The 16,357-nt window shown below is 46.9% G+C and carries 17 protein-coding genes; 10 read left to right on the forward strand and 7 right to left on the reverse strand.

Annotated elements, in window-relative coordinates; genetic code table 11:
• Positions 1-35 precede the first annotated feature (35 nt).
• Together NLX78_RS09070 and NLX78_RS09075 are read right to left on the reverse strand one after the other, a co-directional pair.
• On the reverse strand, positions 36-1,127 hold the full coding sequence (locus tag NLX78_RS09070) for a glycosyltransferase (protein WP_254350193.1): 1,092 nt from the start codon (positions 1,125-1,127) through the stop codon (positions 36-38).
• A gap of 190 nt (positions 1,128-1,317) precedes the next feature.
• On the reverse strand, positions 1,318-2,316 hold the full coding sequence (locus NLX78_RS09075) for an NTTRR-F1 domain (protein ID WP_254350194.1): 999 nt from the start codon (positions 2,314-2,316) through the stop codon (positions 1,318-1,320).
• A 437-nt stretch (positions 2,317-2,753) separates the two neighbouring features.
• On the opposite strand from NLX78_RS09075, the gene NLX78_RS09080 reads away from it, so the two are divergent.
• Genes NLX78_RS09080 through NLX78_RS09095 form a run of 4 tightly spaced genes read left to right on the forward strand, consistent with a single transcriptional unit; the run spans position 2,754 to position 6,920 of the window.
• The gene (locus tag NLX78_RS09080; protein WP_069292019.1) at positions 2,754-3,869 is read left to right on the forward strand and encodes an ABC transporter ATP-binding protein; all 1,116 of its coding nucleotides are present in this window, start codon (positions 2,754-2,756) and stop codon (positions 3,867-3,869) included.
• Positions 3,866-4,588, forward strand: coding sequence for an ABC transporter permease (locus NLX78_RS09085; RefSeq protein WP_013311725.1), 723 nt, complete (start codon positions 3,866-3,868; stop codon positions 4,586-4,588). Before NLX78_RS09080 ends, NLX78_RS09085 begins: the two co-directional genes overlap by 4 nt.
• A 5-nt stretch (positions 4,589-4,593) precedes the next feature.
• A complete protein-coding gene (locus NLX78_RS09090; RefSeq protein WP_254350195.1) occupies positions 4,594-5,985 on the forward strand; it encodes a GldG family protein in 1,392 nt (463 codons plus the stop codon).
• Positions 5,982-6,920, forward strand: a complete 939-nt coding sequence (locus tag NLX78_RS09095; protein ID WP_254350196.1) for a DUF4340 domain-containing protein — start codon at positions 5,982-5,984, stop codon at positions 6,918-6,920. Before NLX78_RS09090 ends, NLX78_RS09095 begins: the two co-directional genes overlap by 4 nt.
• A 73-nt stretch (positions 6,921-6,993) precedes the next feature.
• Here the strand turns inward: NLX78_RS09095 and NLX78_RS09100 are convergent, their stop codons facing one another.
• Complete coding sequence (locus tag NLX78_RS09100; protein WP_223822138.1) at positions 6,994-7,191, reverse strand: YvrJ family protein; 198 nt, start codon at positions 7,189-7,191, stop codon at positions 6,994-6,996.
• A gap of 192 nt (positions 7,192-7,383) precedes the next feature.
• On the opposite strand from NLX78_RS09100, the gene NLX78_RS09105 reads away from it, so the two are divergent.
• From NLX78_RS09105 to NLX78_RS09115, 3 genes are read left to right on the forward strand one after another with little or no spacing between them, the layout of a single operon-like run.
• The gene (locus NLX78_RS09105) at positions 7,384-7,740 is read left to right on the forward strand and encodes a sigma-70 family RNA polymerase sigma factor (protein WP_254350197.1); all 357 of its coding nucleotides are present in this window, start codon (positions 7,384-7,386) and stop codon (positions 7,738-7,740) included.
• Entirely contained in the window at positions 7,683-7,925 is a 243-nt protein-coding gene (locus NLX78_RS26495; RefSeq protein WP_302057319.1) for a helix-turn-helix domain-containing protein, read from the forward strand. The genes NLX78_RS09105 and NLX78_RS26495 overlap by 58 nt, the downstream gene beginning before the upstream one ends.
• A gap of 54 nt (positions 7,926-7,979) precedes the next feature.
• A complete protein-coding gene (locus tag NLX78_RS09115) occupies positions 7,980-8,639 on the forward strand; it encodes a hypothetical protein (protein WP_254350199.1) in 660 nt (219 codons plus the stop codon).
• A gap of 113 nt (positions 8,640-8,752) precedes the next feature.
• On the opposite strand, the gene NLX78_RS09120 is transcribed toward NLX78_RS09115, so the two are convergent.
• Entirely contained in the window at positions 8,753-10,330 is a 1,578-nt protein-coding gene (locus NLX78_RS09120; protein ID WP_250266568.1) for an esterase/lipase family protein, read from the reverse strand.
• Between the two features lie 195 nt (positions 10,331-10,525).
• Between NLX78_RS09120 and NLX78_RS09125 the strand changes: the two genes are divergently transcribed.
• Entirely contained in the window at positions 10,526-11,521 is a 996-nt protein-coding gene (locus tag NLX78_RS09125) for a YhcN/YlaJ family sporulation lipoprotein (RefSeq protein ID WP_254350200.1), read from the forward strand.
• 105 nt (positions 11,522-11,626) lie between these two features.
• Here the strand turns inward: NLX78_RS09125 and nagA are convergent, their stop codons facing one another.
• Genes nagA through NLX78_RS09140 form a run of 3 tightly spaced genes read right to left on the reverse strand, consistent with a single transcriptional unit; the run spans position 11,627 to position 14,440 of the window.
• Positions 11,627-12,847: an N-acetylglucosamine-6-phosphate deacetylase gene (nagA, locus tag NLX78_RS09130; RefSeq protein WP_254350201.1), complete on the reverse strand. Its 1,221-nt coding sequence runs from the start codon at positions 12,845-12,847 to the stop codon at positions 11,627-11,629.
• Complete coding sequence (nagB, locus tag NLX78_RS09135; RefSeq protein ID WP_254350202.1) at positions 12,844-13,572, reverse strand: glucosamine-6-phosphate deaminase; 729 nt, start codon at positions 13,570-13,572, stop codon at positions 12,844-12,846. The genes nagA and nagB overlap by 4 nt, the downstream gene beginning before the upstream one ends.
• Before the next feature lies 1 nt (position 13,573).
• Entirely contained in the window at positions 13,574-14,440 is an 867-nt protein-coding gene (locus tag NLX78_RS09140; protein WP_254326767.1) for a MurR/RpiR family transcriptional regulator, read from the reverse strand.
• 357 nt (positions 14,441-14,797) lie between these two features.
• On the opposite strand from NLX78_RS09140, the gene NLX78_RS09145 reads away from it, so the two are divergent.
• Both NLX78_RS09145 and NLX78_RS09150 read left to right on the forward strand, forming a co-directional pair.
• Positions 14,798-15,073 (forward strand): acyl carrier protein, encoded by a 276-nt coding sequence (locus NLX78_RS09145; RefSeq protein ID WP_254350203.1) that lies wholly within the window; start codon positions 14,798-14,800, stop codon positions 15,071-15,073.
• Between the two features lie 49 nt (positions 15,074-15,122).
• Positions 15,123-16,316: a radical SAM/SPASM domain-containing protein gene (locus tag NLX78_RS09150; protein WP_061828875.1), complete on the forward strand. Its 1,194-nt coding sequence runs from the start codon at positions 15,123-15,125 to the stop codon at positions 16,314-16,316.
• Positions 16,317-16,357 lie beyond the last annotated feature (41 nt).

The raw sequence follows: 16,357 nt of genomic DNA on the forward strand, positions 1-16,357 counted from the left end.
ACTTAAAGATTGAGGGGTGAGTATGGGAGACATCTCTATTGGGGAGGATTCAGGATTGAGCTGAAAAATTGCCGATTATGCAGGACATGCGGGTCGTTGGGAACGTACATTGCAGCTTGTTCGTTGTGCCAATTCGCACGTGTGTAATCCTTCATCCGAAAATGGCAAATGCATAGCTGGATATGAGGAAACCACGTTTGGTACGCGTCCTGCACCGGGCCCATCGTGTCGGGAGGATTCAGAGTGGTAGCCATGTCGTACCAATAAATAGCTTTGGAGATCTCATTTTTATGCAAAAAATAATGACCTATCCGACAGCATAGATCTGCCCTGGGCGTATCGAAGGTCAAACTATGGAGCGCCGCGGTAATACTTTGCTCCAGCTTGCCAAGTTTTTGCAGACAGTCGGCCATTTTGCTACATGCACTAATCGCATCCTCTACCCAGCACTGTCCGGTATCCAGAAAATTCTGGTAAGCCTGCACGGCCTGCTCATATCTTTCATTATCTCTTAACTCGTTAGCGTAATAGTAGAGGTCACGAGGAGAGAAGGCATGACCTTGGGCGAGCAACTTCTCATAAATTCGCAGATTTCTTCCTGGAGAGACTGTATGTGTTCTGGTATGAGTTATGGCGATATCGGCATGTTGAATATTCCCGTCTACGGCGAGGTACTCATGCACGGCTCCGTGCCAACGGAATCCGGCTGACCTTCTGATCAAGCGGTTTCGGCGAAAATGTAGGGTGACATTGCCATGATCATCAAAGCCATAATGATAATTCATAGACACGGAATCGACGGTTGGTACGGCTGAGGAATCAAGGGTTTGCTTCAGCTCAAGCAGCTTGACGGCATCCTGCTCCTTCAAAATATCATCGGCATCAAGCCAGAGAATGTACTCCTGCGTAGCTTGCTCAAATGAGTAGTTACGTGCAAGGGCAAAATGATTTACCCATTCAAATGGAAAAATTCGATCCGTAAAGTTGCGACATATGTCAATGGTCCGATCCTGTGAACCTGTGTCCACGATGTTGATTTCATCCACAATAGGATGGACCGATTCCAGGCAACGGCCAATCGTATTTTGGTCATTTTTGACGATCATGCACAGGCTGATACTGATCAATTGAGCATCACTCCTTTGGGAACCATCTAAGGGTTCAGGTCAAACATAAAGTTGGATTTAAAAGAGGTCTGATTTATAGAAGCCCTGCCACAATCGCGGCAGGGCAAGGATAACAAAGCTTTAACATGCTGTGCGGCTTTGTCGATAAGGTATGGTACATCGCTTAAACATGATGTGGTAGAAAAGGAGGTTAGAGTCCGGTAGGCCCCGTAGGTCCAGTCGGCCCCGTAGGTCCGGTAGGCCCAATCGGTCCTTGTGGACCAGTGTCTCCTGTTGGCCCAATCGGGCCAGTAAATCCAAACGGTCCGGTAGGTCCAGTAGCGCCTGTGTCGCCGATAGGCCCGATAGGCCCGATAGGTCCAGCAGGTCCTGTGTCGCCCGTGGCACCCGTAGGTCCGACAGGTCCAGTAACACCAGTGTCGCCCGTGGCACCCGTAGGCCCGACAGGTCCAGTAACACCTGTGTCGCCCGTGGCACCCGTAGGCCCGACAGGTCCGGTAGCACCAGTGTCCCCCGTGGCACCCGTAGGTCCGACAGGTCCAGTAACACCTGTGTCCCCCGTGGCACCCGTAGGCCCGACAGGTCCGGTAACGCCAGTGTCGCCCGTAGCGCCTGTGGCACCCGCAGGCCCCGTAGCACCTGTAGCGCCACTAGCGCCTGTAGCACCAGTTGGGCCGGCAGGTCCGGCTGGACCCACAGCTCCAGCTGCACTTGCTTTAACAAGAGCAACGGCATCAATAGCTACATCAGCGGTGTTAGCCAAGGCGTTTTTACTAATAACCAAAAAGGCATAGGCTGCGTTGGCTGGTACAGGAGCTGTTACTTCGTATAGGCTTTGCCATGTCCCATTCACAGCGTCTGGTAATGTACCTGCACTCAAATAGGTAGTTAGCCCCGTGCCAAGGAAGCCAAAGGTTGCGTCATAGTAATACAGAAAAATGTTAACTTGAGGACTGGACAGACTTCCTATTTTTGCAGCTGAAAGGCTTAACGTATAACTTTCGCCTGGTGCAGCAAAAACGACCTGGGAAAGAGATGCATCTACTGCGCCTCCTGCCAGGATCGCACTATAAAAGTTTGTCTTTTTTACAGATAAGTTAGTGACAGTCACATTGACAGAGCTCCAAAAAAGGGTTGATCCGATCTCGAAGTCGCCGTTAGAAACTAGATTGGTAAACAATACACTCATCGCTTTTATACACTCCCTTCACACGTTGTAATGATAGTAGATGCGAATCCATACCTTAGCGAACCGTACAAGTTTCTGAGGGTAGATGTGTAATTTTGTGTTCACATTTCAGACACATTATTTTAAGCTTCTATTTAAGTGACGTTAAGCTGGAGTTATATGTGGGGGATTATTATTAGAATTTAAAAGTGTAGCATAAGGTGCGAGGAGACCGCTCCGCGAAGGCTTTGGGCTTCCGATCGCTGTTGCCGTGGGATTTTTCTGTGATTAAATAAGACATGTAAAGGTAAAAATCCCAAGGCAAAGGCGAACGCGGACGCTTCTCCAGCTCCAAATCCTCCGCTCCGCTGCTACCCGCTACTGATGCAACATTTTAGGTGGGAGGGAAGTAGGGGAGCAGCAGGGAGAAGATTACGATAAAAGAAAGGGTGGAACATGTGCTCAAAGTACAGCAGGTGAGCAAGTGGTATGAGGGCAACCGGGGTGTACATAAGCTGGATTTTGAAATGCAGCGCGGTGAAATTGTTGGTTTCCTGGGGCCGAATGGTGCGGGTAAAACGACGACGATGCGCATGATTACAGGATATCTTCAACCCAACGAGGGAGTGATTACGATTGATGGTATCCCGATTCAGGATAAGGGCAGACAGGCCCGTTCCAAAATCGGTTATCTGCCGGAGACTCCCCCTTTGTATGAGGATATGTCCGTAAGATCCTATTTGAAGTTTGTAGCTAGTATTCGTGACGTGCCTGCGAGAGAGCAGAAGCTGCGTATTTCGGAGATGATGTCCCGACTGGGACTGAATGGGCGGGAAAAACAATTAGTCCGCAGTTTGTCCAAAGGGTATAAACAGCGCTTGGGACTGGCAGGTGCGATTATTCATAACCCGGATTTACTGGTGCTGGATGAACCGACTTCGGGTTTGGACCCCAATCAGATTTTGGAGATTCGTCAGCTCATTCAGGAAATTGGCGAAAATCATACGGTATTGCTTAGCACGCATATATTGCCTGAGGTGGATGCGTTGTGCAATCGTGTTCTCATCATTCATGAAGGGAAACTGGTCATGGATGGGCGCCCTGACGCGCTCGGCGGTTCGATGGAAGATGGATTCAAGGTGAAGGTGGAGGTCAGAGGGAAGCGTGAGCAGGTGCTGGATGTCCTGCGTACTTGGGGAAAAGTAGAGGTTGAATCTATGGCGGCCACGCAGCCTCCAGCGAACACGAAGCTGACTGCCGCAGAGCCAGATATGACCGAATTGCTACTCACAGGAGCCTCCGGTGAGGATTTTCGCGAAGAACTATTTTATGTGCTGTCTGATGCGAAGCTTCCGATTTTGGAGATGAAAAAAGAAAGCCTTAGCTTGGAAAATATCTTCCAGCAGTTAACGACCCGCGAGACGGAAGAAAGTCAGGTCAGCGATCCAGCAGTACAAGATCTACATTCCTCGGAGAATGCAGCCCCTACGGCTATCACGGTGGAGCATGGAGATGCTGCATCCGGCGACGATAAGGCTGAAGAAGATAAGGATACAGGAGGTAATCGGTCATGAGGCGTTTGTTCGCGGTCTGTCAAAAAGAGCTGCAAGCCTATCTGTGGACACCAACGACCTATTTTGCGCTTGCAGTGTACATGCTGCTGACGGGGTTACTTTTTTATACAAATTTTGTTATGTATCAGCCTAGCATTCTGGACTATCGGCTGGTACTCGGTGACACCTTGTCCATGCTGGTGTTCGTCGTCCCATTACTCACGATGAGGCTGGTTGCGGAGGAATTCAGGCAAGGTACGGATGAACTGCTGCTTACCTCCCCTGTGAGTGTGACGGAAATGATCGTGGGTAAATTTTTGGCGTCGCTGGGCATGTTGCTCATATTAGTGCTGTGCAGTCTAGCGTATCCGGTCGTGATGTCCTTTTATGGGTCGCTGGATTGGACACTAGTATTTACATCTGTGATCGGTCTATTTATGCTTGGCGCAGCCATGATGGCGATCGGCTTATTCGCTTCGACGCTTTCACAGCATCAGATGATGTCAGCGGTCGTCGGTTTTATTATTTTACTTGTGTTCTGGATGCTGGATTCGTTTGGTGGACAGACGGGTGCATCTGCGGCGGTACAGCAATGGCTGGAACCTTTTTCACTAACCGCACGGTTTGACAGTTTCACCAAAGGATTGCTGAATGGAGCCGATGTGATGTACTACGTGACAGTGGCGGTGCTCTTTTTGCTATTCAGCATCCAAGTGGTCGAACGGAAACGGTGGAGGTAATGAATATGAAAAAATGGCTGGGTCATACCAATAGTGTGGTACTATCAGTTGCTGCTGTAGGGATTTTTATTTTATTGACGTTATTTCTGCGGTCGTTAGGGGGCTTTCAACTGGATCTGACGGCAGGCAAGCAGTATACGCTGTCTGACCAAACGTTGACGACCATCCAGGGGGTAAAGGAAGACGTACGGCTCATTGCTTTTACCGTATCTACTTCACAAAATCAGAAGCTGAACCGGGATGTTACGGACATGCTGAATGAATATGCCAAGCGTAACAACAAGCTCAAAGTCGAGCAATACGATCTGAATCAGGAACCGATACTGGCCAAGCAATATGGTGTTACTTCAGCATCTATTGTGTTGGTGCAGGGGGAGAAGAAGCGGGTTATAGATATTGGGAGTCTATTTACGCAAGCTCAGGGGAGTGGTGAAGGGGCATACCAATTTACCGGGGAAGAAAAGCTGACTAGTGGACTGTTGGGATTATCATCTACCCGTCAAGGGAAAGTGGTCTTTCTGACTGGACATGAGGAAATCCCATTGTCCCAAATGACTGAATTAAGCAGCTCACTGTCACAAGATAATGTGAAAACAGAGGAAGTTCAGCTTAATCAGGCGGGTAGCGTGCCCAAAGATGCGTCTGTATTGGCTATTGTCGGACCAGAACGTGATATCAGTGCAACGGAACTGAAGAGTATTCGTACGTATCTGAATGATGGCGGAAAGCTTTTTATGGCACTAGGCTTTCACCCGAACATGGGGTCCGATTGGAAAAACCTTGATGCATTAGCAGCTGATTATGGAGTGAAGGACACTCATGCCATCGTGGTGGATCAGGAACAGACGAATACACTTGGACCTCTATGGACGGTTCCTACCTTTGGCAGTCATGCGATCACCGATAAGTTGGCGGCTTCCAATCTGTACCCGGTTCTTTCACTGTCTATTGCTTTGCAGGCAGGAGAGCAGAAGGATTGGAAGACGACGCTTTTGATGAAATCTTCTGCAGCCAGCTATGGTGAAACGAATATCCAAGGACTGCTGAACAACGAAACGCAGAAGGATGACAAGGACCCGCAGGGGCCGCTGAATCTCGGTTATGCGGTAGAAGGGAAAGACGGCAAGCCCAAAGCCGTTATTCTCGGAACGTCGGCCCTCTTAAGCGACACTGAGATCAGCACAGGAGGCAATCGAGACTTTGTGCTGAACAGTCTGAATTATGTGCAGGAACACTCTGATGGGCTCACCATTCGTCCTCGTCAGGAGCAGGATTATAAGGTAGCTTACTTGACTCCTGCACAAGCGAAAACGATATTGACCATATCTGTTATCGGATTGCCGTTGCTGTTCGCGGTCATCGGAATCTTATTATGGTGGAGGCGAAGAAGAGCATGAGAAAATGGATACCCACAGTGCTACTGTTAGTTGTATTGGGAGCGGGTATAATCTATGCAAAGAGCCAAAACTTCTTTCGTGAAACAGCGCCGGCGGCTCGCCAGCTGGTTCAGCTTACGCAAGAGAATATTACGTCTTTCGCGATCACTGGAAAGGACGGCAAGTCGGTGGAACTTGAACAACATGATGGCCAATGGAGTATGAGCAAGCCACGGACTTACCCATTAAACCAATATACAATAGACAATTGGCTAGCGGCGATTCAAAATGTAAAGTTGGGTGAAGTGGTGGAATCTTCTCCTACAGACGTAGCCAAATATGGGATCAGCGCTACCAATGATCAGATTGAGATTAAGACCAAGAAGGGTGACGTTCGTACCTTTGCCTTCGGTGAAACGTTGCCTTCCGGAGATGCTGTTTATGTATTATCAGACAAAAAAGAGATAGCTTCTGTACCTATCGATACACTTTCAGGGTTGTTGCTGGGTGCTAATGATTTTATAGATACAACACCGTTCGATTGGGACGATACCAAGCTGAGCGGAATAGAGTGGGAAGGCCAAAATGCTTCATGGATGCTCAAATCCTCCGGTAACAGCGGAACCGGAGACAGTGCTTCCACATCTTGGACGCTGAACGGAAAGTCAGTAGCCAGTGACACGGCGACTTCCCTCTCGCAGCAAATCAAAAACCTAGCCAGCAGTCAGGCCTTGCGCAAAGCCTCTGAGCTGAACAAGCCTGTTCACCGCTTTACGCTGAGCGTATCGCTGGGTAAGGATGATTCCCAGCTGGTCTATCAGGGCTGGACGCTTAACGATGATCCAGATACCGTATGGATTGTACCGCCACAAAGTAACTGGGCTTATGGTCTGTCAGTATCTGACGTGAACCGTGCTGAACAGAATGGACACGACCAAGCTCAGACTGGAAAATAATCATTAGAATTAAATTAGCGCACAAAGAGGCTCCAACGGCGGATGATCGTCGTCTGGAGCTTCTTTGTGTTCGTTACTCGTCAGGTTTGCTGCTTTTGGAAGAAGAATTGTTAGTGTCGTTTAATTCTTGGATAACCTGAATCAGCTCATGAAGTGAGAGATCCAGCTTGTCCAGCTTTTCCTCCATCGTGTGCAGGATGTGCCGCAACAAAATAAAACAAAGTCCAGCTGGAAAGCCTACGTTGGTAACCAGAGAAAGAGCATCATCCATTTGCAATGTATTCCCTCCTTTTTAGCCATATATAAAGGAAGGTAAATTAAAAGAACCATATACAACTGATTGTAAAAATAGTATAATAAATAAGAACAAGTGTTCTGATTTTGGTTGTAGAATAGGTTTGGAAATTACCCTATAGTATGAGGATTAGAAAAAGTCAAATCCAAAGAGAAAGGGTGATTTACAATGGATCAGTCTCAGCTAACATTGGTAGAACAATATCGAAAGAAGCTGTACCGCATTGCCTGGAGAATCCAGTATCGTGCTCGGGTACAAACCAATCATGAATTTGTAATGGAAAAGAACGAAGCCGTCAGTGTCCTATCTTTTACAGAATCTTCAAACTCTAATATGTACACATTACAGCTTATCAACTCTCTATCTTCTGAGATCGGAAAAATGATCATCTTTGACCTTTACATACTAGATAAAACCGAAGCACAGATTGCAAAAGAGTTAAAGCTATCCCAACAGGCGGTGAATAAATGGAAAAAGAAAATGCTCAAAGAGTTATTTCGGATGCTGAGTTCGTCCAATTGCTAAAATTAGTACGAAGTGGAGATCAGGAGGCCATGTATAGGATACTTCAATTGTTCGAGGAAGACATTCAAAAGACCAGTCGGTATATCCGTATGTCCCGTGAAGATGCTGTCCAAAGCATTGTGACTGATTTTATGGAAGAACTGCGACAAGAGTTAAAGACAGTAAAAAGTGGACAATGGATATAGCCTTGGCTATCCTTATCCGTAGGTTTACTTATTTAACGGAGGGCTTATAAGTTTATGAGTGATAACAGGGCTTCTTTTGAGAAAAGTATGAAGATGTACCCAGTCAACAGTATTCGTTCCAATGTCATCATTCTTGTTTTATTACTGTTAGATCTGTTTCTGGTTATCCCCTTAGTGGGAAATCCATACATTGCAGTTTACGTTTATGTACTGTTGCCACCGATTGTTATGATAAACATTTGGGCTCTAGTACTGGTCATCATGCCACGCAAATTGCAGTTTAATTACATTTTATTCCGTGGTGTATTTGGTTTGATTTGTTCTATGGGCTTCATGATCATGACACAAAAGTTTGCTTATGGCATGTTGGATCTGGATACTTCATGGTATTTTATAGGTTCCTTTGCCCTTTATGGAGTCGCCTTGTATTTCTTTATAAAATATAATTTGGCCAAATTCAAAGATCCTTCAAAAAATAAGAAGAAACCAAAAGTTAAGGGAAAAAACAAGAGAGCGCCTGTAGTGACGATCACCACATTTACTGGGGCTGGTTATCTGATAGCTAATCTTTCCCTCGGATTTGCTACACAACAATTAGTTGCCGCAGTATTGATCAGTGTATACTCCATGCTGGCATTTGTCCTTTTCCATTTTATTATGGATTTACACCGCTACTATTGGCTTCATAAGCTGAGGAATCAGACAACGGATTGAACACAACGAATGGAACGAAGTATTACCTCTATCAGGATGTTTTGTAATGAATAAAAGCCTGCAAACGCCCCATATATGTAGGGGTTCGCAGGCTTTTTAGGTTGTAGATTTATTTAGTCAACATACTTATTGCCGTCAGCATCAATATAGATGGATTGAACAGCTGTGCGACGGTACGGATAACCTGCCTCTGTGGTGCCGCTAATTTCATAGGTTACAGAATAGATGCCGGGCTTGTCCGCTTTGGATAGCTCTATTTGTCCGGTAGGGTTAACGGTTTTTTGCTGTACCGTCAAACCTTTGGAGGCAGAAGTGACTCCTTGCTGCGGATCACCATAATATTGAACTTGGTAGGTAACTTGTGTAACATTGTCCGGGGAATCCTGTGGTTTCAGGTTTAGCTTCGGGCCCACTGCATTCAGATTGTATTTCAGCTCTGGAACTTGAACAGCCTGGTAACGTGCAATCAGGAGATATGCTCCTTGATCAGGAACTGTGACGTTCAGTTTATAGGTGCCCGGTTTTGGATTTTGAATGACGGCGTTATGATGCCAGGCACCAGCAAAAATATCGTCATCATAGCCTGCTTTCAGATTAATAATTTCACTGGTACCGTCAGGCTTGGTTAGTTCCAGCTTACTCACACGTTTATCGCTGATCCAGTCCAGATCAATGGATTTGACACCATTTTCAACAGTGAGGGTTTCTGAGGCTTTTCCATTATAATCGCCGCCTCGGATAAAGTATGAATTATCGATCTCGTTATAGGTGGATTGTACAGCAGAAGCAGTCAGGGAAGATGCTGAAAGTGCTTCAGTTTCCTGATTCAATGCTGGAGTGTTCGCTTGGAGGTAGGGTTGGATCAGGGAGAAGACGTAAGAACCGGTACGAACCTTGGCATGATCCCAAGATCCTATTTTAACTACACGTCCGCCGGGGAGCTTAGCGTTGTCGACTGTGACCACCCCATCATTTTTACCAAAGGTTGAGAGGTAAAGTCCGCCGAGTATGTAGGAAGCAGTGCCGTCAGACCAGTTATCACCAGCAAACGTGAAGAATGGAATTGTAGTTGCGTTGCTGAGTGCATCGGTCTTGGATCGGAAATACTTCATATAAGATGTTTGTAAAGTGGAGGTACCGGGATTTTGTGAGCCGACGATGTCTGCCAGCCATCCGGCCCAGCTGCTGTAGGCGAGATCTGCAAGTTGTGAGCCATGATGGGGACTGCTGAGGGTGATGACACGTTGAACATAAGGAGCAGCTCCGTTATATACGAGAGCGGTTTGAGTATCCACTCCACCTTTGCTGTGGGCGATGACAATGAGCTTTTTTCCAAAGTGATTACTGATGACCTTGATTTTGTCGGCTAAAAGCTTACCATTGTCCCACATATCCTGGGATGTACCATTTGTATCGTACAGATTAATGGTGGCCGTCTGGTATCCGGCATCACGTGCGCGATGAAGCATGTCGTTATTATTTTTGGTCCAGACTTCAGCGCTACTGTTCAAACCATGTACGAATAATAATGCAGGTTTGGCAGGATCAACGCGATTAGGTGGTGGGCCTTCTGCCCAGCTTCCGGCGGGATCTTTCGGGGGTTGGGGGGTAGTGGAGCCTGCAAAAGCGCCGACGGGTACAAGAGTAACGGATAACATAAAAATGAGCATCAAAACAGTGATCTTTTTCAAATTGAAAATCCTCCTTTGTAAAATAAAGTATTTTTCAAGCTTATTATACATGCCATCTTGTGGTAAATCATCAATTGTATTTCATATTTACATTAAAATTTTATTTTTTTAGTCATTTTTTAGTCAGGATATCCCTATGATTCATAGCGCATGATAATCTCGTCACACATTTTATAATGTATGGAGGATGAGTTCATGCCAGGAACTAAGAAGGTCATCAGTTTTACGATTTCTGCTGCTTTACTCGCCAGTATGGCTGCTTTGACCGGGTGCGGAAATGCCGATCATAACGTTCGTACGAACAGTACACGCTATAACGCGCAAAGCACACATCATATGGATGGTGTGAACCGTAATGGTATGGATGGTGTGAATCGTTATGGGGTTAAGTCCAATGGTATGGACGGGATGTCATTGAATGAAAATGGCAACCGAACCGGACATCCAGTCCGTAATCTGCAAGTCGATCGCAGTTTGTCCAAACGTATATCTGAGATGCCGGATGTAAAGTCTGCGACAGTGCTGGTCGGTGAACGACATGCCTATGTAGCCGTTTCCTTGAAAGACCAAGCCAACGGAACAGGTGTCGGTGCTCCAAGTATTGACGGTACTCCAAGTATTGATGGTACTCCAGGTGCTAATAGTATTGGACGTAACGGTAATGTACCGAGTGTGAATGGCGTTAATGGCACTAGAGGAAACCGTACTACAGATACTACGACGCCTGGAATGACAGACAATGGAGTTGCCGGAAATGGAGTTACCGGGAATGGAACACCTGCGCGTCGTGATGACGGTTTATTCGGTACGATGGGTACAGGCTCGTACGGTATGTTGCGTGGCTTGACGGACAACAATCGCGGAGATAACGGAAACACCACAATCGAGGGAGCAAGAACTGCATATGAACCAAGTGATGCAGTCAAGAGCCGTATCGCGAATAAAGTTAAGCAATTTGCACCTTCGATTGAACAGGTACATGTATCCGCTAACCCGGACTTTGTCAAACAAGCCACTGACTTTACACACAGTGTGCAAAATGGTCATCCGATTAGAGGCTTGAGCAATGAAATGGTGGATGTGATTGAACGTGTATTCCCGACCTCGGCGGCTGATACAAACCGTCCAATGGAAAATACAGCACCCACACGCCCACAAAATCATACGCCCGCGCCGATGAATCATCGCTAATTCAAACCCTATAAGTGTGTGCAATGCCAAAGAAAGAGCTATCCATCTCAGCGAATACGCTGGTGGATAGCTCTTTAGTTTTGGGGAATGATAACTATAACTGAATTATTTGCGCAATCCTTTAATCCATACGCCTTGCAGCTTCAAGTCTCCATCCAGTAACAGGATATCTGCTTGTTTACCTGCTTCAAGCGAACCTGTACGATCAGCAATGTGCAAGGATCGAGCCGGATTCAGGCTGGCCATTTGTGATGCCGCGGGAATACTCATACCCACATGTTGAACCAAATAGCGGAAGCCTTCAATCATCGTTAGTGTGCTTCCTGCCAAAGTGACCCCATCCTCCAGTCGTGCTACACCGCCCTGCACGATCACCGGCAAATCGCCGAGCGTATATTTCCCGTCTTCCAGACCCGTAGCAGACATGGCATCTGTGATGAGAATGAGATTATGAGCCTGCTTTAACCTAGCGAGCAGGGAAATGGCGGCGGGATGCACATGAATGCCGTCCGCGATGATTTCTGCTTCAATGCGCGGATCAGCAAGTACGGCTCCGGCGGCTCCCGGCTTGCGATGATGCAGCGGAGTCATAGCATTAAACGCATGCACCGCATGGTTCAGCCCCGCCGTCGCTGCCTGTTCAACCTCTTCATACGTAGCATCTGTATGACCGAGAGCTGCGGTAATGCCATGGCTGCAAAGCCATGCAATCAGTTCCAGCGCTCCTTCCCGTTCGGGCGCAAGCGTGAGCTGGCGAACAAGGCCTGGATAGCGTTGCTCCCATTCTGTCACCCATGAGAGATTCGGTGGCACGATATGTTCCGGGTTTTGCGCTCCCGGCCAGTTCGGACTGATGAACGGCCCTTCTAGATGTACGCCCTCCAACTGAGCATAGGGCATAGGTAGTGCCATGTATGCGTGAACTTCACTCAATACTCGGTCAATCTGTTCCTTGGGCGCGGTCATGGTGGTAGCCAGCATGGCCGTCGTTCCTTGTGAACCGTGAAAGGAGGTGATCGTATCCAGCACCTTTGGAATGGAGTCCATAAAGTCCTCACCGTTACCGCCGTGAACATGAATATCAATAAAGCCTGGTAGCAGATAGCCTCCTTCCAGACGCACAATTTTTACCGCTCTCGCTGCACTTTCTTCCTGATTTGCCAAGACTACCGATGTCCAATCGGCGGGCAAATTTCCCTCGGAACCAGCATAAACAATGGACTGCCCCTCAATGACGACAACCCCTTTTTCAATGATGTCATTTCCAACGACAACTTGCCCATACAGTAGCTGGGGTACGTTACCACTCATTTCATCTGACTTCAATTGAACCATCCTCCCGCTTTCTGATCCAGTAAAATAAGTACGTTGGGGTGACATTGCAGCAAAGAAGCCGGACACTCAGTCGTGACAGGTCCAGTTAAAGCCTGCTTTATAATGTCGGCCTTATCCGCACCAAAAGCCACCAGTATAATTTGCTTCGCCTTAAGAATCGTGCCTACCCCCATCGTAACTGCTTGTCTGGGTACAGCATCTATTTCGCCAAAAAATCGAGCATTGGCCGAGCGCGTACTTTCTTTCAAATCTACAACATGTGTGGCTCCAGCCAAGCTGGGACCGGGTTCGTTAAAGCCGATATGCCCATTATGACCAATGCCAAGCAACTGCAGATCCACGGGGCCATGATCCAGAATAGCCTGCTCGTGCGCTGCACATTCTGCTGCCAGATCTACTGCATTCCCGTCAGGAACACGTGTATGGGATATGGGAATGTCGATATGCTGGAACAAGTGCTCATTCATAAAGCTTCGATAGCTCTGCGGATGTTCTGGGGGAAGACCAACATATTCATCAAGATTCACGGAATAGGCGCGTGCAAAACTGACCTGTTCCTTGCGGTACATATCTGCAAGATGTTGGTAAATGCCAATCGGCGTACTACCGGTGGCCAGGCCAAGCATGGCCTGTGGTTTGGATAGCAGCAAGCTAGCGATCACAGCGGCGGCAGTAGCGTTCAGGTCTTCACGGCTGTTCAAAATGCGTATGTTCATCTTAGTGACCCCCTGGTTGTTTTTTGAGCTTGCTCACTTGTTGATATGAACCTTCTAATCTTGGAATATATTTGTCAAAATCCGCGCTCACCATACCTGTAAACAGAATATCTATAATATGAAGCTGGGCGATACGAGAGGCCATATCCCCACGTCGCATTCCTTCCTCCAATGAAGAGGAAAATAGCGCAATATCCGCAAGGCCTGCCAGCGTATTGTTTCCGAAGGAGGTTAGGGATAGTGTCTTGGCCCCCTGTTCCTTTGCACAGCGTAGAGCCGCAATGGTCTCCTGGGTTTCCCCTGAATAAGAGACGGCAAAGGCGACATCTTCCGCTCCGAGCGAGGAGGCAGAGGTGATCTGCATATGGGAATCTGCAAAGGCAGTGCTGTTCTTGCCAATACGGATGAGCTTCTGGTAAAAATCCTGGGCCACAATCGACGATGTCGCCATGCCATAAAGATCAATGCGGCTCGTGGCTGACAGCCATGCAATGGCCTGCTCCAGCTTGTTGAAATCCAGCAGTCGGGTCGTGTCTGCAATGGATGCGGTATGGTTCGCCTGAATAGCCTGCACGATTCGGGAAAGTGAATTTCCGGCGACAATATCCTGATAGGATTCTTCACCATTACGGTTGGAATGAGACAACTCGGCGGCCAGCTTCATTTTGAAATCGGGATAGCCTTTAAAATGTAGTGATTTGCAAAACCGCGTAACGGTCGCCGCACTTACACCACAACGCTCTGACAGCTCCCGAATACCCAGATGCAACACATCTTCCGGGGATTGCAGGATGGATTCCGCCAGCTTGCGCTCCTGTACGGGAAGCTGCTCCAGTCTATGGGCTAATGTATGAAGAATGGGGGACATGAGCTGTGCTCCTTTGGCTGTAGAATGTTTGTGTGAAAATAAGTATCGTATATAAGAAGGATATAAAGAAAAACATTTTCGCGTGTATTGTAAAATAATTCTGCTGCTCATGCAAGAGATGTGAGAAGAATTTTTATTAGATTTTGCGAAAAAATAGCCAGCGAAAATTGTAGAAATTATCATACATTAATTTACAAATTGCGAGTTTTACTTACAAAACAACCTATTGACTTGTCTCTTCATTGGAGGAGTATAATTGAATAAAGTTCCAGTGAAGGAATTTTTCTAGGAGCTTTCTTTGCAGAGGGCATCGTTGGGTGGAACGAACAGAATCTCATTCACAAGGAGGAGTTTGCTATGCAAAGCCAAGTGATTGAAATGATCAGCGCGGTTAAGGAAGATCCTGAACTGGTCGCTAAGCTGGATGGACATTCGGACATTATTCATGATGCGGGACTGGATTCGTTGCAGTTGGTTCATTTCATGCTGCAAGTGGAGGATGCGTTTGATGTGGAGATTGATTTTGATTCCTTTGAGCTAGAGCATTTGAGCTCGGTAGATGCGTTTTGCAGCTACATTCAGGGGATCAGCGATGCGGAACAAGCGCATCTGGAGGGAATGGAGACGGTCTGACGTACAGCTAGGTACATGTGCCTGAAAATCCATTAAACGAGGTGTTAGCATGCAGCCCAAAAGCAATGTGCTGATTGATGAGAAAGCGTTCAAGCTCATCAAGCGTAACCTGAAAAACGCTTCTGTATCTTACCGTAACGCCACACAGGACCCTACTTTCAAAACGGACATGCCCCAGACGATCGGCATTAAGCTGACTAACCGCTGCAACCTGAGATGTACACACTGCTTTGAATGGAACGAGGAAGGCTACCATCACCAAATGGATAAAGAAGAACAAAACATGGACCTTGCTCCGGACATGCTCCGGCAAATTTTGAGCGAAACCAAGGAAGCCAAGTCCAGACTGTACATGTGGGGCGGCGAACCGATGTTTCATCGACGTTTTGATGAAATTTTGGACGTGCTGGCGGAAGATCGGCGCGAAATGACCTTTTGTACAAATGGGTTACTTATTGATAAATATTTGGACCGGATTTTGGATTTGTCCGAAAATCTGGAGTTATTAATAGCGATTGAAGGTTTTGAAAGAGAACACGATTTAATCCGCGGTAAAGGCACTTTTCAAAAAACAATGCGGCAGATGGATAAGCTGATTGAACTGCGCGACCAGGGATTGTACAAGGGACGGGTAACTGTCCATGCGGTCATTAACGATAACATGATCGGACGGATGTACGAATTTCTGCAAATGCTGGAGGACAAAAGGCTGGATCTGGTGCTGCTGACGTTCCCCTGGTACATTTCCAAAGAAACTTCCCTCAAAATGGATGAATATTTTACACGTAATTTCTCCTGGCTCCGACAACTTGAAGAAAAAAATATTAGTAGCTGGCATGCTTTCAAATATAAAATCAACCCGGATAACATCGATCCTCTGATGCAGGAACTACAGCGGATCAATGAGCGAGTATGGAACATTCGCGTGCGCTATCAGCCCGGTTTGGATTATGAGGAAATTGATAAATTTATCCATGGCGAGGAAATGGTCAGTCGTTGTTCCAATCATTGTTTGGCGCTCACCTCCAGAACAGATATTTTACCAGACGGGAAGGTCATGCCTTGCAAATTTTTCAGTGAATTCACGATTGGAAGCATGCGTGAGCACAGTCTGAAGGAGATATGGAACTCGGATGCGTATGAGAAAACTCGTCAAAAGATTAATCATGAAGGATTGACTCCGGTGTGCTCCAAATGCAGCGTATTGTATCTGCATGGGGCAGGCTCTCTGAAGTACATTTAGTTTTCTATGGATGTTGTTTGTTACTGGATGGAAGAGAGAGG

This window comes from Paenibacillus sp. Lou8.1, from assembly GCF_024213565.1.
GTDB classification, from domain to species: domain Bacteria; phylum Bacillota; class Bacilli; order Paenibacillales; family Paenibacillaceae; genus Paenibacillus; species Paenibacillus polymyxa_B.